At 63.4% G+C, this 17,697-nt stretch carries 19 protein-coding genes; 8 read left to right on the top strand and 11 right to left on the bottom strand.

The window, feature by feature from the left end; translation table 11 throughout:
• Positions 1-340: 340 nt before the first annotated feature.
• The 4 genes from AC4JJG_RS20995 to AC4JJG_RS20980 form a co-directional block, all read right to left on the bottom strand.
• Entirely contained in the window at positions 341-499 is a 159-nt protein-coding gene (locus AC4JJG_RS20995) for a hypothetical protein (protein ID WP_495402111.1), read from the bottom strand.
• 438 nt (positions 500-937) lie between these two features.
• On the bottom strand, positions 938-2,572 hold the full coding sequence (locus tag AC4JJG_RS20990; protein WP_495402110.1) for a hypothetical protein: 1,635 nt from the start codon (positions 2,570-2,572) through the stop codon (positions 938-940).
• 255 nt (positions 2,573-2,827) lie between these two features.
• Positions 2,828-3,877 (bottom strand): 2Fe-2S iron-sulfur cluster-binding protein, encoded by a 1,050-nt coding sequence (locus tag AC4JJG_RS20985; RefSeq protein WP_495402109.1) that lies wholly within the window; start codon positions 3,875-3,877, stop codon positions 2,828-2,830.
• Positions 3,864-4,742 (bottom strand): alpha/beta fold hydrolase, encoded by an 879-nt coding sequence (locus AC4JJG_RS20980; RefSeq protein ID WP_495402108.1) that lies wholly within the window; start codon positions 4,740-4,742, stop codon positions 3,864-3,866. The genes AC4JJG_RS20985 and AC4JJG_RS20980 overlap by 14 nt, the downstream gene beginning before the upstream one ends.
• Before the next feature lie 253 nt (positions 4,743-4,995).
• Between AC4JJG_RS20980 and AC4JJG_RS20975 the strand changes: the two genes are divergently transcribed.
• The 3 genes from AC4JJG_RS20975 to AC4JJG_RS20965 are packed head-to-tail and all read left to right on the top strand — an operon-like array spanning position 4,996 to position 7,212.
• Positions 4,996-5,499, top strand: a complete 504-nt coding sequence (locus AC4JJG_RS20975) for a flavin reductase family protein (RefSeq protein ID WP_495402107.1) — start codon at positions 4,996-4,998, stop codon at positions 5,497-5,499.
• On the top strand, positions 5,496-6,026 hold the full coding sequence (locus tag AC4JJG_RS20970; RefSeq protein ID WP_495402106.1) for a nuclear transport factor 2 family protein: 531 nt from the start codon (positions 5,496-5,498) through the stop codon (positions 6,024-6,026). Before AC4JJG_RS20975 ends, AC4JJG_RS20970 begins: the two co-directional genes overlap by 4 nt.
• A gap of 4 nt (positions 6,027-6,030) precedes the next feature.
• Positions 6,031-7,212 carry an oxidoreductase gene (locus tag AC4JJG_RS20965; RefSeq protein WP_495402105.1) on the top strand — a complete coding sequence of 394 codons (1,182 nt, stop codon included), beginning with the start codon at positions 6,031-6,033 and terminating at the stop codon, positions 7,210-7,212.
• 10 nt (positions 7,213-7,222) lie between these two features.
• Here AC4JJG_RS20965 and AC4JJG_RS20960 read toward each other — a convergent pair whose 3' ends face one another.
• Positions 7,223-7,708: a nuclear transport factor 2 family protein gene (locus AC4JJG_RS20960; protein WP_495402104.1), complete on the bottom strand. Its 486-nt coding sequence runs from the start codon at positions 7,706-7,708 to the stop codon at positions 7,223-7,225.
• A gap of 227 nt (positions 7,709-7,935) precedes the next feature.
• Here AC4JJG_RS20960 and AC4JJG_RS20955 point away from each other — a divergent pair, with 227 nt between their 5' ends.
• The 4 genes from AC4JJG_RS20955 to AC4JJG_RS20940 all read left to right on the top strand — a co-directional run bounded on the left by AC4JJG_RS20955 (position 7,936) and on the right by AC4JJG_RS20940 (position 11,928).
• Positions 7,936-9,108 carry an acyl-CoA dehydrogenase family protein gene (locus AC4JJG_RS20955; RefSeq protein ID WP_495402103.1) on the top strand — a complete coding sequence of 391 codons (1,173 nt, stop codon included), beginning with the start codon at positions 7,936-7,938 and terminating at the stop codon, positions 9,106-9,108.
• Between the two features lie 29 nt (positions 9,109-9,137).
• Positions 9,138-10,046, top strand: a complete 909-nt coding sequence (gene bphC / locus AC4JJG_RS20950) for a biphenyl-2,3-diol 1,2-dioxygenase (RefSeq protein WP_495402102.1) — start codon at positions 9,138-9,140, stop codon at positions 10,044-10,046.
• Positions 10,047-10,208: 162 nt separating this feature from the next.
• Positions 10,209-10,862 (top strand): IclR family transcriptional regulator, encoded by a 654-nt coding sequence (locus AC4JJG_RS20945; RefSeq protein ID WP_495402100.1) that lies wholly within the window; start codon positions 10,209-10,211, stop codon positions 10,860-10,862.
• Positions 10,863-11,094: 232 nt separating this feature from the next.
• Positions 11,095-11,928: an IclR family transcriptional regulator gene (locus AC4JJG_RS20940; protein WP_495402099.1), complete on the top strand. Its 834-nt coding sequence runs from the start codon at positions 11,095-11,097 to the stop codon at positions 11,926-11,928.
• On the opposite strand, the gene AC4JJG_RS20935 is transcribed toward AC4JJG_RS20940, so the two are convergent.
• Positions 11,854-12,645, bottom strand: a complete 792-nt coding sequence (locus AC4JJG_RS20935) for an SDR family NAD(P)-dependent oxidoreductase (RefSeq protein WP_495402098.1) — start codon at positions 12,643-12,645, stop codon at positions 11,854-11,856. The two genes, AC4JJG_RS20940 and AC4JJG_RS20935, sit on opposite strands and share 75 nt — an antisense overlap.
• 126 nt (positions 12,646-12,771) lie before the next feature.
• On the opposite strand from AC4JJG_RS20935, the gene AC4JJG_RS20930 reads away from it, so the two are divergent.
• A complete protein-coding gene (locus AC4JJG_RS20930) occupies positions 12,772-13,359 on the top strand; it encodes a TetR/AcrR family transcriptional regulator (protein ID WP_495402097.1) in 588 nt (195 codons plus the stop codon).
• A gap of 49 nt (positions 13,360-13,408) precedes the next feature.
• Here the strand turns inward: AC4JJG_RS20930 and AC4JJG_RS20925 are convergent, their stop codons facing one another.
• The 5 genes from AC4JJG_RS20925 to AC4JJG_RS20905 form a co-directional block, all read right to left on the bottom strand.
• On the bottom strand, positions 13,409-14,545 hold the full coding sequence (locus AC4JJG_RS20925) for a 3-ketosteroid-9-alpha-monooxygenase, oxygenase component (RefSeq protein WP_495402096.1): 1,137 nt from the start codon (positions 14,543-14,545) through the stop codon (positions 13,409-13,411).
• A gap of 66 nt (positions 14,546-14,611) precedes the next feature.
• Complete coding sequence (locus tag AC4JJG_RS20920) at positions 14,612-14,860, bottom strand: hypothetical protein (RefSeq protein WP_495402095.1); 249 nt, start codon at positions 14,858-14,860, stop codon at positions 14,612-14,614.
• A 196-nt stretch (positions 14,861-15,056) separates the two neighbouring features.
• Positions 15,057-16,076 (bottom strand): amidohydrolase family protein, encoded by a 1,020-nt coding sequence (locus AC4JJG_RS20915; protein ID WP_495402094.1) that lies wholly within the window; start codon positions 16,074-16,076, stop codon positions 15,057-15,059.
• A 24-nt stretch (positions 16,077-16,100) separates the two neighbouring features.
• On the bottom strand, positions 16,101-17,123 hold the full coding sequence (locus AC4JJG_RS20910; RefSeq protein WP_495402093.1) for a VOC family protein: 1,023 nt from the start codon (positions 17,121-17,123) through the stop codon (positions 16,101-16,103).
• 11 nt (positions 17,124-17,134) lie between these two features.
• Positions 17,135-17,697 (bottom strand): alpha/beta fold hydrolase (locus AC4JJG_RS20905; protein WP_495405833.1); only part of this gene is annotated, 563 nt, incomplete at its 5' end.

Genomic DNA, 17,697 nt, shown 5'->3' with positions numbered 1-17,697 from the left:
CATCCTTCCAGGCCGCCCTCCCGGGGCAAGCCAGATCAGATGTCACCTAACCGTGCACCAGTCCCATTGGTTGGAGGCTTAGCCGGACTTATGCCTGCATACAACAGAGTCAAACCGTCACGCTTCTCACAATCGGATGAATCGATGGCATTCGAGGGGAGCTTGCTGAACCACCATCCGTAAACGCCTCGTACAGCGGGAATCGGACATGGAAGTGCCAATGCTTCAGTACGATTGCAGAGGGATGCGCTCAGATACTCTTCGTATTCAGATAGCACGACCACATGGTGTCACAACGGCAACCTGCGATACACATACGGTCACTAACCGTGACGCCGACTCAGAGCACCCCGGGGTCGCCGCGGGGCCAGTCGTAGACAGGCTCGTGGCCGTAGCGGTCGGCGGTCACGACGTTGATGTCATCACGGGTCGTGGTCGCGCGGATAGTGCCGGCATCGGTGCCGATCCCGGCCCAGTGAGGATCGGTGTCACCGGCCAAGCGCCATGTGTGGTCGGTGGGCCACTGCGCACACAGCATGGAACGTGCGTGCCTACACCGGTTACTTGACATAATGTATCTTATCGGCACGGCTGGTGCGTGCCTGGAATCGTGGAACGCTCTCGTCTGTTGTCCGATGTCCGATCCCAAACGTGTCGAGAGTTTTGTCGAAAGACTTGAGAGCTGTCCGATCCGGCGGTCGATTCCGAGGAAACATGCGAACTTCGGTACGTCTCGGCACCGCAACTTGGCTGTGGCCTCCTAACGCGTAGCCGATCCATCGTCGAGGTGGACATTGAAGTGGGCCGCAGGACATCTCGTCGGGCGACGAGGCCTGCGGCTTGCGGCTTTAGTTGATGGATTCGTCGCGGTCGACTTGCCTCATTGCCCCGGGGCAAAAAGTAATTTGTCACTGTGACGGTTCGTGGGGAGGTGCCGTCAGCGCATCGCGCGGTCGACATATCGCACGATCAGTCGTGGTGCCCCGATATCGATCCCCTTTCTGAAAGCTGCGGCGGCACCCATCCCCGCCGCGGCACCTACGCGTTTGTTGTATCGAGCGCTCCAGACTCGCGACCGCGCTGCCTTGTATAGGTCTCGAGCGACTCCGGTCTGACCAGGTTTAAGGCCGGCCATCATATTGAACACCAGTTCGACGAGGTCCTGCTGGAAGTGTTCCGCGAACCTGGTGACACCGGCGAATACCGCGGATTGCGCGGCATCAGCTCTTCCATACGCCGCCGTGATCTTGGTGGTGCCCGCGATAATCCGTTCCCCGAGCGAAGTGAACTCGTGGCCCGAGCGCGGTACAACGCCCCTAACGATCGCGAATGCCATTGTGAGACGAGCTACGCTCTCAACGACCCGTTGAGTTGGTTGGTCTGAATGTAGATCATCCTGGAGCTTGACTATGAACTGGCGCTTGACTATTCGGACAATCGCTTCCTTGTCGGCACCTGGATGCTGTCGTTGAAGCTCCGAGACCAACTCTCGTGCGTCAGGAAGCTGCTGACTGAACAACTCGCCGAGTCGCTCGGCAGCTTCTTCGGTACCAAAGTCTTCGGGCACTGCCGTGTGTTCCGAATCCTGCGTGACAGCATGGAACAGCGCAACGTCGCTCGAAACTACTTGGTCGAGCTCCAAGAGCTGAGCGAGTGCTTGTTCCCATGTCATCGGCTCTGCGGGCTCGGTATCGGCAGACGTAAATGCCGAAGTGTAGGCAAGACATCTCTCACCTACTTGCTCAGCGTTCCGAATGAGATGTCGTTCACGTACGCGCGCTCTAACGTTGCGCGACGGTTGTGGCAATCGAGGCACGACTTCGTTGATAATGTCGGCGATGTCGCCAGCCCTGCGTCGCTGCGAGACATACTGCTCAAATGCTTTCTGCGCCTGACCGAGATTGCTAGCGCTGTCCCTGCTGCCGGTATCAAGAGTTAGCAGCAGTTGAATTGCGCGAATCTCTTGCGCTACAACGAGAAAACGAAGCTGATCACCCCACTGGTCGACGTCCAGACAAGACTTGATGTCCTTCCTGAACTCGTGATCATCTGCTTGCGATATGGCGGCGAGCCCGAAGCGGATTGACACGAAGAGTTCGTCGATAGTGACGTCAATCGCGTCTGCGATACCTTGTTGGTCGCCGGCAAGAGCGTTTACACCCGAAACCCGTGCACGGAGAAGTCGTCTCTGGTCGGCGTGAAGACCGGTGATGAGGGGTCTACCGGGTATGTCGATGTGACCGAACTCGGTCGCGTCGTCGGAGCTCAGCGCCGGCATGGCATCCGTTGCATCAGACAGCCTTTGGCGCCAAGCAGTGAGTGCGGCCTCGATCAGGATAAGCGTGCGGCACGTCTCGTCGAGGTTCGAGAGGAGCGAGGCCAGCAAGCTGTCCACATTTCCCTTGATCTCGATATCAGGGGCACGAGCGACATCGTCCTTCGCGATGGAAACCTCGCCGTCGACCACGAGCAGTAGCTCGGTGTCATCGGACATGGGCTTCAGGACGGTTGAGAGGGCGTTTAGTTCAGCGGGTTCCAATCGCGTCTTGTCCCCCGCTGCCGCAAGTTCCATGGCAGTGATCGCCTCTTCGTCTCCGAGGACTAGTTGTATGGGTCCGCTACGCAGGGCGACGGCGACGTGCTCACAAGGCATGCAGTCATCTTAGGTGCGGGCACCGACAGTTCCTACCGGTTCGAGGAGGTCGTACCGTCCGGTCTGGTCGAACGCACTGCTGCGAGCAACGTGTCGTGCCATCGCGCCAAAGGGCCGAGCCTGGAGTACCTTGCAGGCCTTTGACGATACTGTGTCGATCGCGTGATCCCTCGGTCAGAACTCGACGCGCAGGTCATCACTGACGGGTCGTGCCTGACAGGCCAGAATGATGCCGTCGGCAACGTCCTCCTCATCGAGGACGGCGCAGTTGCCGCCGTCGACCTCACCCGATACGAGAGTGGCCGCGCAGGAACCGCACTCCCCCGCGCGGCAGGAGAACGGAACGCTGACTCCCTTATTCAGCAGCACGTCGACCAGCGTCGTCGATCGTGGCCAAGGCACCGTATGGGTGACGCCGTCGAGGAAAACCGTCACCGACGCGGCATCGTCGGAATCGTCCACGGCCGGCGTATCGCTGTCCGCGAACGGATCACCCGACAGCGACGTGAACACCTCGGCGTGTACGCGATCCCGCGCGAATCCGGCGAGCGCGGTCGCGTCGTGGACGGAGTCCATGAATGGTGAAGGGCCGCACATGAAGACGTGATGGTCGGCGTACGGCCGTGCCAGCGCGGCGAGATGTGCGACGGTCGGTCGCCCCTGCACCGTTTCCAGCCAGTGCAGCACCGTCAGTCGCCCGGCATATGTTGCGGAGAGTTGCCGGAGTTCAGGGGCGAAGATCACCGCATCCTCGGCGCGATTGGCATACACGAGAACCACTCGTGCGGAACCCTCGCTGAGAGCGGACTTCACGATGGAGATAACCGGGGTGATGCCGCTCCCGGCTGCGAAGAGCAGGAGATCGTCGTCGAAATGCTTCGGGCTAAAGACGCCCGCCGGTGGCAAGACCTCGATCGAATCACCTTCAGCTATGTTCTCGCACAGCCAGTTCGAGGCGTAACCACCCGCTGTTCGCTTCACCGTGACCTTGAGGAGATCGTCGGTGAACGGTGAGCTCGCCAACGAGTAGCAGCGCGCCACGTGCCCCGTCTGCTCACTCGGAATCCGCAGTGTCAGGAACTGCCCCGGGCGGTAACGGAACTCCTCGGTCCTGGTGGCGGGAACCTCGAACACCAGTGAACGCGCGTCCTGCGTCTCCTCGATCACGGCAGCGACACGCAACAGGGCTGAACGGGAAAGGCGCGGCGCCTCAACGACTGTCATCAGCTATCCCCCGACTCAGGAAGGCGAGGACCGTACGTAGCCACGCGTCGCGAGCCTCGATCATGGTCCAGTGGCCGCAGTTCGGGAACACATGCAGTTCGGCGTCCGGAATGTCACGCATCGGAAGAACAGCCGAATCGACGGGACTGACCCGATCGTCACGTCCCCACGTCAGCAGGGTTGGGCACTGAACCTTGTGCAGCTCTGCCCAATACGGCACCGAGTCGGCCACGGCGTTGGCGGCGATCGTCGCCGTGAAGGCCGCTGTGCTGTACATCCGACGAGCGATCTCCAAAGTGCGCGGCTCCGTGGCTAATTCCCATCGTTCCTCGATCAGCTCGTCGGTGATGAGCGTCTGGTCGTACACCATCGCCGACAGCCAGCGAACCAGCCGTTCGCGAGTCGGCTCGTCGGTGAACTCCATCAGCAGCTTGATACCTTCGCTCGGGCCGGACGAGAAGATGTTCTTGCCCATGCCGCCGATGGTGACCAACCTGGTGATCCGCGCCGGGTCGGCGATGGCGACCTTCGTGGCGACGATGCCGCCCATGGAGTTCCCGATGACGTCGACAGGACCCAGATCCAGTGCGTCGAGGAAGACCCCGACGGCCGACTCCGCCGTGAGCATCGGATGCCCCTCGGTGGGATCACTGACACCGAATCCCGGGAATTCGATTACGAGGCAACGGAAATGCTCAGCCAGTTCGCCGAGCACGCCGCGGTAATTACGCCATCCGGTCACGCCGGGGCCGGAGCCGTGGAGCAAGAGCAGTGGCGGGCCTTCGCCGGCCTCGTGGTATCGCATCACGCCGAGTTCGGTGCTGATGTGGCGGCGGCTGCGCATGTAGGTCACATCCATACTCATGACGAGTCAGGTTGCCGGATGATCACAGTCGATGCAGCCACGATCCAGGTGAGCGGAACACAATCTGCGAACCCCGGACCGCTCACTCCGAGCTTCGTGACGCTTCCACTGGGTGAGAGCGCACTGTGCGATGTGGTTTTCGCGTCCTAGGCTCGCAGCACAAGCGCGGAAGAGCGATGCGTCTGCGCCATATACCGGGATCGAGTGGCCCGGCTGCCACCGGCTCGAGCGGGATCAAGCGAAAGGTGTAACTATGTCGATCGAAACGATGTCGCAGACCGAGATGCGCAGTGCCCTCGGTCAGTTCGCGAGCGGCGTCACGGTGGTGACCGGACTCGACGACGAGGGGCCCGCGGGATTCGTGTGTCAGTCGTTCGCCTCCGTGTCACTGGAACCACCGATGGTCTTGTTCTGCGCCGATCACCGTGGTCGGTCGTGGCCGCGGATCCGGAAGGCCGGGCGATTTTCCGTCAATGTGCTGCACGAGAACCAGATCGACATCTGCGGCCGTTTCGGTTCGCGGGACGGGAAGAAATTCGACGGACTCGAGTGGGAGACATCGTCGTGGTCCACTCCGTCGCTGCCGGGTGTGATGATGCGCGTCCATGCCGATATCGAGGTGGTGCACTCCGCCGGCGACCATGACGTCGTCATCGGGCGAGTCCTCGAGTTCGAGTCACTCAGCCAGGACCGCCCGCTGATCTTCTTCCGGGGCAAGCTCGGGATCGACTCCTTCCCTGATCGGCTCAGCGCATGAGCGGATCCACTGTCAACGCGATGACATCGATGTCGGTGGCCGATGCACTGGCGGCCATCGAGGAGATCAAGCGGGTCTTCGCGGCCCGGCTGCGCTACATGGACACCAAACAGTGGCACCTCTATGCGGGACTGCACACCAACGACGTGATCAGCGAAACCTGGGGTGGCCTCCCTGAGGACAAACAGCCGCGCACCGGGGGGACGGCCAATCGGGTCGTCGGCAGCGAGGCACTGGCCGCAGCGATTCGCAACCTCCTCGACGGCCCCGTCTCCGTGACCACCGCGCACCACGGGCACACACCGGAGATTGAACTGACGTCGGATACCACCGCCCGTGGAATCTGGGCGATGGAGGACAATCTCTGGTGGTCGGACGACACGCGCGAGTACCACCTCCGTGGATTCGGTCACTATCACGAGGAATACCGGAAAGTCGACGGCCACTGGCTGATCAGCTACCGCTCCCTCACGCGTCTCCGCGTTGATGCAACCCCCGAATTCTTCGGATTCATGAGAGCTCTGTGACGCCATGATCGATAATCCTGTTCCGCCGGAGACGGATCCCGTCCCGTCCGCCGGCCTTGAGGCGCTGTATGAGCCTCTGACAGTCCGTGGAATGCGCCTTCGCAACCGGATAGTCATGTCGGCGATGACCCGATCGTCATCTATCGGCGGAGTACCAGGAGCGGACGTCGCGCGGTACTACGCGCGACGCGCAGCGGGCGGCACAGGGCTGCTCATCACCGAAGGCGTGGCCATCGATCATCCTTCCGCCGTGGACAATTCACGCGTCCCGCGGATGTTCGGTGGCGCCGCTCTTGACGGCTGGCGGACCGTGGTGGACTCCGTGCACGCTGCGGGAGGCGCGATCATCCCCCAGCTCTGGCATGTGGGGCCGCTCTGGGGTGCGATGGGTGACGTGGATCCGGCGATCACACCGATGCGCCCGTCGGGTCTCTGGGGTACACCCGGGGTGACGTCGTACTCCGACGAATACGTCGCCCGCGCGGTACCACCGACGGCGCCGATGACACACGCTGACATCGACGAGGTTATAGGGGCGTATGTCGATGCGGCGATCAACGCCGTCGATGTGGGATTCGATGGCATCGCGTTGCACGGCGGGCACGGGTATCTGCTCGATTCGTTTCTGTGGCCGGCCACCAATCACCGGGACGACTGCTGGGGCGGCGATGCCCTGGCCCGCAGCAGGTTCCCCGCGGAGGTCGTCGCGGCGATGAGAGGCGCGGTCGGACCGGACATGCCGATCTTCTTCCGCTTCTCACAGCACAAGCAGCAGGACTACACGGCGCGGATCGCCGACACTCCCGAGGAACTCGGGATCATCTTGAGTGCCCTCGCCGACGCGGGCGTGGACGTCTTCGACGCGAGCATTCGCCGATTCGACCTACCGGCCTTCGACGGCCACGATCTGTCGCTGGCCGGCTGGGCGAAGAGGTTGACCGGCCGCGCCGCGATGGCCGTGGGTAGTGTTGGTCTCGGCAAACCGATGCGGGACAGTCGAATACACGGCACCGCACCTCTCGTCGACAACATTGGCGACGTCGAACGACGGATCGCCTCCGAGGAATTCGACCTCATTGCCATCGGCCGTCTGCATCTGGCCAACCCTGAATTGGCCACCCGTCTGCGGACCGGTGCACCCCTCACGGCGTTCGATCGCCCGGTTCACGAGGGAAACCTCATCTGAGCCGCAGTCGTCAGCAGGAGGAGCGGCCGAGCAGGCGTCTGGCCTCCGCACTGCCGTCGAGGAGACGGGCTGTGCGCCGAGAGATCAGCCACGAACCGTCGACGCGGACCAGTTCGAATCGGTTGGCGGTCACGCGCCACACCCGAAACGAGTCGTCATCATCGTTGCGGCGCAACAACATCGAATGGCAGGTGGCCACGGCGTGATCGCCGATAACCCGGATGTGGACGGGATCCAACAGGTGTCCGCACCCGCCATGGATGTAGTCCTGATGCGGTGAGGTGCGAACCATCTCGACGATGGCGTCGCGGCCGGCCAGGAGGCCGATGTCGAGATCGTAGACGGCATCCTCGGTCCACAAACGACCCACGGCTTCCGCGTCTCCCGCATCAACGGCGGGTCCGTAGGCGCTGAGGACCTCACCGATCGCGGCCTTGTCCTCGAGAAGTCGAACGCGGGACAGCAAAGAACTGATCTGGTCGTCGGTGTCGGACACAGTGGTTGACCTCCTGAATCGAGCAGGGCGCCGAAGCCCCGGGCATGACGTTTCTACCGCTCCTCTCCGTCCGGTCGACACCATGTTTCCGCTCAACTGAAATCCGGATGCGAGTCCGCAGGGAGGACTGCGAATGTGGGGTGCACCACACCTGCAGAGCATGGCAGGCAGTGTCGTCGAAAACGCAGTCCACGGTCGTCAGGCCGGTGTCAGGGAGAGTCACCATCATGGGTCATGTATTGGACAGAATCATGGAGCACGCGGCCGAGATTCGCGCGGATGCCGCCGAAGGCGAGGAGCTCATGCGTCTGACGGACGCGTCGGCGAAGAGCCTTCGTGATTCCGGCGTCATCCGGATGCTCCAGCCGAAGGAATACGGCGGTCTCGAATCCCATCCGCGAGAGTTCGCCGAAACCGTCATGGCGACAGCGAGTCTCGACGGAGCGGCCGGATGGGTCGCCGGGATCGTCGGCGTACATCCCTGGGCTCTCGCAGCATTCGACGACAAGGCCCAGCAGGAGATCTGGGGCGACGACAACGACATGTGGATGGCCTCGCCCTACGCCCCGATGGGGGTGGCCGTCCCGGTTGACGGCGGCTACATCCTCAACGGCCGATGGGCCTTCTCCTCGGGCACCGATCACTGTGGTTGGGTGATGATCGGCGCCGCGGTCGGTGACAAGGACGGAAACCGCACCGATCAGGTCCTCCACGTCGTGCTGCCCCGATCCGATTACGAGATCGACGCCGACAGCTGGAATGTCATGGGCCTTCGAGGTACGGGCTCCAAGGATCTGATCGTCAAGGACGCCTTCATTCCCTCGTATCGCACCATCGATGCCGACATCGTGCTCAACGGAGAGGGCTGGAAGCACGCGGGCCGGGACGAGACGCTCTACAAGTTCCCGTTCTCCTACATCTTTCCCCTCGGCATCACGTCGGCGCTGATCGGTATGACCGAGGGTGCACTCGCCTGCTACGTCGCGGCTCAGAAGGAGCGCGTACAGGTGACCGGTATCCCCATCAAGGAGGATCCCTACGTGCTGTTCGCCATCAGTGAGGCCGCCTCGGAGATATCCGCATCCCGGATCACCCTGCTCGAGATGGTCGACCGCTTCTGGGACAAGACGGAACGGGGCGAGGAAATCAGCTTCCCCGAGCGCGCGGAGGGACGACGCACCCAGGTGTCGGCGGCCTGGCGGGCAGTGCGCGCGATGGACGAGATCTTCGCGCGGGCCGGTGGTGCAGCGGTTCACCTGAAGACTCCGATGCAGCGGTTCTGGCGTGACGCCCACGTGGGACTCACCCACGCCATCCACGTCCCCGGGCTGATCTACCACTCCGCCGCGCTGACACAGCTCGGCGGCGACCCGCAGGGCGCTTACCGCGCAATGATCTGACGGCACGACGACATTCGAGGAAGAACACGATGACTGAACTACGCGGACTCGGCTATCTCCGGGTCCAGAGCACCGATGTCGCACGCTGGCGCGAACTGCTGATCGAGGGTCTCGGGATGGCCGAGGGCAGTGGACCGGAGGCCGACGCGCTCTATGCCCGCATCGACGAGCGACGGTCCCGGATCGCCGTTCTCCCCGGTGATTCCGACAAAGCACTGGCCGTCGGCTGGGAAGTCCGGGACGAGTTCGCTCTTGATCGCGTCAAGCGGGCCGTCGAAGCGGCCGGCGTCACCGTCAAGGTCCTGTCGGGCACGGAGGCCGGATATCTCGACGCCGAAGGTGCCATCGCATTCGATGATCCCGCCGGTACCCGCCTTGAGGTCTTCTACGGGCCGGTGCTCGACCACAGCCCGGTGGTGACCCCGTACGGCGGCCGCTGGGTGACCGGCGGTCTCGGGCTCGGGCACGTGGTGCTCCCGAGTGCCCAATTCGCCGAATCCTACGACTTCTATACGCAGGTACTGGGGTTCCTCCCCCGCGGGTCGATCCGGCTCGACGAGGAGGGCGCGGCGCGAGTGCGTTTCCTGGGGATCAACGAACGGCATCACAGTCTTGCGCTGTGTCCGGCCCCACCGACCGAGGAGCCGGGCCTGGTGCACCTGATGACCGAGGTCGACACCCTCGACGCGGTGGGTCAGGCGCTCGATCGCGTGAACAAGCAGAAGTTCTCCATCTCGTCGACGCTCGGACGCCACACCAACGACAAGATGATCTCCTTCTACGTGCGGGCTCCCGGTGGGTGGGATCTCGAGTTCGGCACCGAGGGCATGCTCGTCGACGAGCGGCACTACACCTCCGAGGAAATCACCGCTGACGCATATTGGGGTCACGACCAGAGTGGTTCCGAGCCGCTCAAGGCGTTCATTCCGGCCGACTGACCGGGCGCAGACCTCCCCGACCCGACTGACGAAAGAGCACCGCGACGACCATCGCGGTGCTCTTCGGTATCTCGCCATAGTCCCGCCGGGCACTCGGTCCTCCGTTAGTATTGATTGATCATTCGTTCAATGAACCTCGCCTGGCACGATCTCGGAGCGTCCATGACAGAAGCCACAGATGACCGGTCCCTGAGCGTGATCGGCCGCGCGCTCGTACTCCTCGAGCCCTTTCGGGACTCCGACCACCTGACGCTGACCGAACTCGCCGACCGCACCGGCTTTCCGCGCTCGACCACGCACCGGATGCTGAGCCAACTCGTCACGGTCGGGTGGATTCGCCGTGACGGAACCGCGTACCGACTCGGCGAGAAGATGGTCGAACTCGGATCGCTGGCGCAGTCGCGCGACCGGATACACCACGCGGCGCAGCCCGCGATGTATGCACTCAGCCGACGCACCGGCGCGGCAGTACATCTCGCGGTGCTCGATGACGAACAGGTGCTCTACCTGGAAAAGATCGGTGGACGGTGGGCGTCGGTGCTCGATACCCGCGTCGGTCAGCGCAGACTCCCCTCCGACGCCGTCGAGGGTGCCATGCTCATCGCCCATCATGACAGCGGCACAACAGAATTCGAGGACTTCACGCACAGTCGCGCGGGACGCGAGTATCGCCACATGGTGGCCGCATTCGACGCCAACGGCGGTGAGGTGGCAGCCCTGTCGATCACCATGCCGACGGCCGGTGTGCCGGCCACGGCCGGGCGGGACCTACGGCAAGCAGTGGAGACCGTTGTTCGGAACCTGGGCAGCCGGTAGGCGCATGTCCGGTCGCGGGTGTCCGAAGTCGCCCCCTCGGAGCTCTTTGATCTGGGTCACACTCCTGATATCGTGAGATTGATTGATCGCTTGATCAATACTCAATCGCTTGATCAATACTCAGTCGTCTCCGGTTCGCCGTCGACCGTGCCACCTTCGGGTGATCGTCGAGTCCTCGGAGACGGCTCCGTTTTCCGGGCCGGCCCGGGCCAGCACACCGTCGGAGGTTCACATGCGCAACAACGAGGACTTCTCCCCCGCCGTGATCGACCGCGTCGCAACACTTCTCGATGAGTTCCGCGACGCAGGTGAGCTCACGCTGTCACAACTGTCCTGCCGCGCCGATCTGCCGCGCTCATCGACGCATCGACTTCTCTCACAGCTGGTCGAATTCGGGTGGCTGACCCGGCAGGGTCGGGCATATCGGTTGAGCCGCAACCTGTTCGAGTGGGGTGCTCTCGCGCGGCAGCGGGACGATCTACTGGAAGCCGCCCAGGGCGTGCTTCAGGACCTGCACGCCCTGACGGGACTCGTTGCTCACCTCGCCGTCCTGGACGGCACGGACATCCGCTACCTCGACAAGGTCGGGCGGGGACCGATCGACCTGCCGTCACGTGTGGGTGGCCGACGGCCGGCTGTGCGTACCGCCCTGGGCAAGGCGCTGATCGCGCATGTCGAGCACGATCCCATTCGTCGCCGGTCCACCATCTCGGCCCTGCACTCGGCCGGACGCGACGCCCGGTATCGCCACGAGATGGCGGTGATCAGGCAGCGGTGTATCGCGCATGAAGTCGGCGAGTCCGTCAGTGGCGTCGCGTGTGTGGCCGCTCCCGTGGGTGCCGGCCGTTCGTATGTGGGGGCTCTGTCGGTGTCCGGACCCGTCAACGACGTCGATGCGCTGGCGCTGTCGCGGCCCGTTCGAGCGGCGGCGCACGCGGTGTGGCAGACGCTCGAGCGCGCACGCTCCCTGTCTCACGCCGAGGTCCCTCTGTCAGCGCACGAGAGCCTGACCGCCGTCCACCGCGAGCGTATGTCCGGTGATGTAGCGGGATGCCTCAGTGCATAGGAAGACCACCGCGGGACCGATGTCGGTCTCGGGATCGCCGAGGCGACCGAGTGGAACGGTCTGCAGGTACTCCGCGGCACCGCGCGGATCGAGCCTCGCCCACTCCTGCATTGTCGCCGAATCGGCCAGCGGCAGAATCGCATTCACCCGGATACCGTCCGCGGCCCACTCACACGCAGCGGTCCGGGTCAGTACCCGGATTGCTTCCTTCGCCGCTGCATATGCCCCGGTCCCCGATGGATTCCAGCGAATTCCGGCAGCCGATCCCAGATTGACGATCGAGCCGCCACCGGACAGATGTGGATGGCACGCTTTCATCAGCCGCCACGTCGCCGCCGGCCCGGACTCCATCGCCTGGCGATATGTCTCCTCATCAACGTCGAGAAGTGTTCCGGGAGCGGGAGACTGAGCATTGTTGACCAGGATGTCGACTGTGCCGAAGGCCGTCAGAACGGAGCGGATGACACTGTCGGTGGCGGTACCGTCCGCCACGTCGCACACGAACGGAGCCGATTCGCCTCCCCGGTCCGTGATCTCCGCCGCCACCGAGGAGATGCTCGGCTCGCTGCGGCCGAGCACCGCCACCCGGGCGCCGGCAGTGGCCAATGCGAGCGCGATACCACGGCCTATCCCCTGCCCGGCGCCCGTCACCACCGCGACCCTTCCGCGAAGATCGTGGGGCGAGTCGGAGTTCGGAACTACTGGGCCGGTGGTCATGCTCGACTCCTTACGGGGGTATTGGGAGGGCCGGTACGCGGCCGGGTTGTTGATCAATCGCTCAATGCATGTGACACAATCGGCTCCGGCCATGCACACGTCGTCCGGAGCTGACAGGGAGATCGAGTGAATCCTGAGGAACGCAGGCAGCTGATCCTCGACCGATCAGCCGAGATCTTCGCTCGCAAAGGCGTTTCCGCGACGACGATCCGCGAGATAGCAGACGCCGTCGGTGTCCATTCGGGCGCCTTGTATCACTACTTTCCGTCCAAGGAAGCCATCGTCACCGAGCTGATCGGGGTGTACATCGACGATCTGTCGGTGCGCTGCGACGATGTACTGGCGCGCGAGCTCGAGCCGATCGACCGTCTTGTGGCCCTTGCCGAGGCGGCGTTGGTGAGTGCGGACAAGTTCCGTGGCGCGACGGCGATCTGGCGGCGCGAGGGCGCGTACATGCGTGAGCGGGTGGTCGAGGCGCACATGGCGACGACTGCCGACAAGATGGAAGTCGCCTGGCGCGAAACGATATCGGACGGGGTCGCCGCAGGGGTGTTGCGCGCCGATATGGACCCGGAGATGTTCCGGGAGCTCATCTATGACACTCTCTGGCATGCGTCCCGCTGGTTCCGGCCGACGACCGACAACACTCTGAACGGTCTGGCACGGGACATCATCACGGTATTCGTCGACGGCATGCGCCGCCGCGACGTCTGAGCACTGCTTATTCGGTCCGATCATGGCGATCGGACCGAGCAGCACAGCATCACTCCTTGGGGGCGGCAAGGTTCTGTTCGACCTCCTGGTGCCAGTTCTGCAGTGCTCGACTGGTGTCGACCTCGAACTCGAACCGTTGTGTCATATCCGGGGTGACCTCCTCGAGGTCGACGTAGAACTGGCTGTACCAGCGACGCAATTGGTACACCGGTCCGTCCTCCTCGGTGAGGAGCGGATTCTCGATGCGGGACTTGTGCTTCCAGATCTCGATGTCCTGAGCGAACTGTTCTTCGAGGCCATCGGTGAACAACGTCGCCATCTCCGCTGCCTGCGCGTCGGACATTCCCTCGATTCGCTTGACGATGGTCCCGAACTGCAGGACGAACGAGTCCGAGGTAACCGGGTAATGGCAGTTGATCAGCTTGGATTCGATCGTGGTGCCGTCGGCGACGGTGTAGATGGTGTCCAGCATGAACGACGGGCCATAGTAGAACGCATCGGAAATCGTCTGCGCCTCAGGCAGATCCATCTGGACTCCGGTCTTGATGTCGTCGCGTCCGTAGGACCTCATGTGCTGCCCGGCGATATGCCCGTCGAAGACGTTCTTGAAGAACTCCGGCATCTGGTAGTGGACGTAGAAGAAGTGGGCCATGTCGACCACGTTGTCGATGATCTCCCGGCAGTGTGATCCCTCGACGCGGATGGAAGTCCACGTCCAATCACTCCACTCCCCATCCTCGTAGCCCTCGATCTTCGGGATCGCGAGCTCGGGCGTCGGTTCACTGCCCTGCGGGCAGTGCCACACCAGCAGGACGCCATTGCGTTCCATGGTCGTCCATGCCTTGGTGCGGGCCACCTTCGGAGTTCGGTGCGCGTACGGTACGGATTCGCAGCGGCCCTTGCCGTTCCATCGCCAATCGTGGAACGGACATGCGATGCTGTCTCCCTTGATCTCACCGCGGGCCAGGTTTCCTCCCATGTGCCGGCAAAAGGCGTCGAGGACATGGATCGTGCCCTTTGTGTCGGCGAAGACCACCAGGTCGGTACCGAATACCTGAACCTGGTGCGGCTTACCGTCACGAAAGTCCTTCGCCAAACCGATGCAGTGCCAGCCGCGCGCGAATCGCGTCGGGTTGCTACCGGTTTCGATACTCCGGATCTCGATCCGCTCTTGTTCAACAGTCATGGGCTTCTCCATCGTGAAAGGGGCTGAACTGACAGGGGCTGAACTGACTGGGGTTCTGGCACGGCCTCATGACGATGCCGCGACCACATCGTCGGCCGCCAGAGGACGGACGGCCGGTTCGGTCCGCAATGACATTTCGATATCGCCTTGCGCGGCAGCATCATCGATGGTTCTGTCGAGTGCCCCGCAACGCAACACGTAGCCGCCGTTGGCATTCCCGAGGTCGGCGGCGGCGCGCATCTCCCGGCATGTGCCCTGCGCTTCGGCCGTCCACTGGATGCTGGTGTGGGCGGGGCTGTACTTCGCGACGGACACGCGGGCGTCACAAGTGTGACAGACGAGAGACTGCATTGCCGTTCCCTTCCTCGGATGACGACAGCCTAGGAAGGGCGGTGTGGCGGGGACCACACGTATTCAGCTCAACGGAACTCGCGGCGATAGCGGACCATCACGCGTCGTCGTGCCCGTGCGGTACGGCCGGTGCGACAAGGCCGGCACAGCGCGCGGTGCGTCAGGGTTGAGCGATCTTGGTGATCGTGCGCATCGCCCTTCTTCGCACAGCCCCGCGAAACCCCTGTGACGACCTCGGTGGTTCCGCAACGGCGCCGAATCGCGGCAGGATGCGGGCGGCGCCGGACCAGTCGATGGCCTCGCGTTGGTCCGTCGTGAGGTCGTAGTTCTCCAGGTTGGCCGTGAAGTAGGAGCCCGCCACGGTGGGTGCGAACGGCCAGTCCGAGCCGAAAGTAATGTGGCCGGGTGGTGCGAATGCGAGCAGGCTCGGCAATGATGCGGCGCCGGCGGTCAGGGCGAGGTCGAAGTAGAACCCGCGGAACTCGTCGAGAATATCGAGCATGCTGCGGCCTGTGTCGTCTGCGATCGCGATCGCCATACGCTGTGCGGCATACGGGACGAAACCTCCGCCGTGGCTGAGGAGGAAGCGAATGTCCGGGTACCGATTCCTGATCTCGTTGCGTACGAGGAGATATGCGGCCCGAGTGGTGTCCAGGAGGAAGTCGGCCGCGAACGGCGGAACGCCCGCTACGGCCGGTCCGGGAAGATCTGCCGGGTGGACGAACACGACGGCTCGGCGATCATTCAACTCACCCCACAATTGGTCGAGTCCCGGCTGCCCGAGGTACTCACCGCCGGCGTTCGCAAGGAGGACGACGCCGTCTGCGTGCAGTTCGTCGAACGCCCGGATCGCCTCGGCGGCAGCGTGGCCGGCGTGCGGCGACGGGAGTGTCGCGAAGAATCCGAAACGATCAGGATGCTCCTCGACGACGCCGGCCGTGTGGTCGTTGAGTTGTACGGCCAGTCTCGCGGCTTCGTCGCCGTCATCGAGAAACGTTGTCCCCGGGGTGGATACCGACAGGATCGCGGTGCTCGTACCGAGCGCGTCCATGGATCGGAGGGATGCGTCGGGGGTCCAGTCGGGTAGGTCGCGCCCGCCCGCCGCATCGATCCCCGCTGCGCTCAACGCGGTTCGGTAGAACGGCGGAATGAGATGGTGGTGAGTATCAATGCGCGGCATGGTGGCACCTCGGTAGGCGAATGGTCAGTTGTCCGGGATGCCTGTACCGGCGAGGGCAGGCACGGAATCCTCGTCGTCGCGCAGCGAGAGCGCGGCATGACGGAACTGGCCGAGTTTGTCGATGATCGTCTGCCCTTCCGGTGTGTGCCCCCAGATACTGATTCCCTTGTGGGTACTGGGCCTCCAGGTCTTCTCGTCGACGGTGATCGGGTTCCAGCCGACCTCCCACTCGAAACCCGACGGGGTCTGAGCATAGAACGACAGCTCTTTGTCGTTGGTGTGCTGACCGACCGATAGCGCCATGTCGAAGCCGAGTTGCTTGACCCGCTGATAGGCGTCTGTCATGTCGTCAAGCGAGGCGACTTCGATGTTCAGATGCTGGACCCTGGTGCGGATCGGATTGATCGGCAGCGCACGAACATTGGCGATCGCGATCGAGTGGTGACGTTCGTTGACCCGCAGGAAACGGATCTTCAGCTTCGCACCGCTGATCGTCTCGTCGATGTAGTCGGTAAGGCGGGCATCGAAGACCGTGTTGTAGTAGCCACGCATCTGCTGGGGTTTGGTCGAGGTGAGCGCCACGTGGCCCATTCCTGATGTGCCGGTGACGAATCCGCCTCGGTTGGTCATCGCCAGGGGGGCATCTGTGAGTCGGGCCCGCGTGAAGATCTCCTGAGTGAGGCGGTTGGGGCCCGGGAAACGGATCAGTCGGTCGACGCCGCGGACGGCGGCCTCCTCGTCGGTGCCGGCAATGGTCGGCACATCGTGGGCGGTGACCCTTCCGACGATTCGGTCGAAGGACTGATGATCGTCGAGTTCCCAACCGAGAGCGACGACATCCTCGGCGGGACCCCGCATGATGATGAACCGGGCTTGATGATCGTCGAGGCGGAACCTGATGATGTCGGGCGATACCTCATCGACGTGCATCCCGATGGCGTCCTTGCCGAACCGTCGCCATTCGGCGAATCGTTCGCTCTCGATCACGATGTAGCCGAGGTGCACGGCGCCGAATACCGACGGTGCGAGAGTTGTCGATGTGGTCATGGTCGGCTCCTTCACGCGTATGTGCCGTCGAGGAAATCCGCGACGACGCGGTTGAACAGATCGGCCCGTTCCCACTGAACCCAGTGTCCGGTGCGTGCGGTCATCAGCAGGTCCGCGTTGGGCATCCGATTGACCAGCATGGGCCCACCTGCCGGCCGGTTGACCTTGTCGTTCTCACCCCAGATGACGAGGGTGCGCGTCGGCAGTGTCTTCAGCCGCGGATCGCGCGTGAAGTCCATGTGCCACAGGGTCTTCAGTGCACCCAGACCGGACGGACGTCGCAGGGGCGGATTGGCGACGACCGCCGGATCGATGGAGGCCGCATAGCGCTCGTCGATGGCGGCCGCGGGAATGGCCTCCGCGTCGTAGACCAGGTAGGTGCGGATGAATTCCTCGAGCTTGTCGCGGCTGGGGCCGCTACCCGTGTAGTAGCCGAGGAGTGCGTTGAGTCCCTTGGTGGGTGCGCCTCGCGTGGTTCCGATACCTCCGGGCCCCATCAACACCAACTTGAACCGCCCCGGGTCTGTCGGAGGCTCTCGAACCTGTGAAGGATGGAGAGCATGGCAGCACCACG

The sequence above is a fragment of the Gordonia sp. B8661-1 genome, assembly GCF_059427765.1.
This window is presented reverse-complemented; position numbering and strand designations above follow the sequence as displayed.

Coding starts and splice junctions, on each gene's coding strand:
- AC4JJG_RS20990 (WP_495402110.1), bottom strand. CDS start 2,572: ATGGAACTTGCGGCAGCGGGGGACAAGACGCGATTGGAACCCGCTGAA.
- AC4JJG_RS20985 (WP_495402109.1), bottom strand. CDS start 3,877: ATGACAGTCGTTGAGGCGCCGCGCCTTTCCCGTTCAGCCCTGTTGCGT.
- AC4JJG_RS20980 (WP_495402108.1), bottom strand. CDS start 4,742: ATGAGTATGGATGTGACCTACATGCGCAGCCGCCGCCACATCAGCACC.
- AC4JJG_RS20975 (WP_495402107.1), top strand. CDS start 4,996: ATGTCGATCGAAACGATGTCGCAGACCGAGATGCGCAGTGCCCTCGGT.
- AC4JJG_RS20970 (WP_495402106.1), top strand. CDS start 5,496: ATGAGCGGATCCACTGTCAACGCGATGACATCGATGTCGGTGGCCGAT.
- AC4JJG_RS20965 (WP_495402105.1), top strand. CDS start 6,031: ATGATCGATAATCCTGTTCCGCCGGAGACGGATCCCGTCCCGTCCGCC.
- AC4JJG_RS20955 (WP_495402103.1), top strand. CDS start 7,936: ATGGGTCATGTATTGGACAGAATCATGGAGCACGCGGCCGAGATTCGC.
- bphC (WP_495402102.1), top strand. CDS start 9,138: ATGACTGAACTACGCGGACTCGGCTATCTCCGGGTCCAGAGCACCGAT.
- AC4JJG_RS20945 (WP_495402100.1), top strand. CDS start 10,209: ATGACAGAAGCCACAGATGACCGGTCCCTGAGCGTGATCGGCCGCGCG.
- AC4JJG_RS20940 (WP_495402099.1), top strand. CDS start 11,095: ATGCGCAACAACGAGGACTTCTCCCCCGCCGTGATCGACCGCGTCGCA.
- AC4JJG_RS20935 (WP_495402098.1), bottom strand. CDS start 12,645: ATGACCACCGGCCCAGTAGTTCCGAACTCCGACTCGCCCCACGATCTT.
- AC4JJG_RS20925 (WP_495402096.1), bottom strand. CDS start 14,545: ATGACTGTTGAACAAGAGCGGATCGAGATCCGGAGTATCGAAACCGGT.
- AC4JJG_RS20915 (WP_495402094.1), bottom strand. CDS start 16,076: ATGCCGCGCATTGATACTCACCACCATCTCATTCCGCCGTTCTACCGA.
- AC4JJG_RS20910 (WP_495402093.1), bottom strand. CDS start 17,123: ATGACCACATCGACAACTCTCGCACCGTCGGTATTCGGCGCCGTGCAC.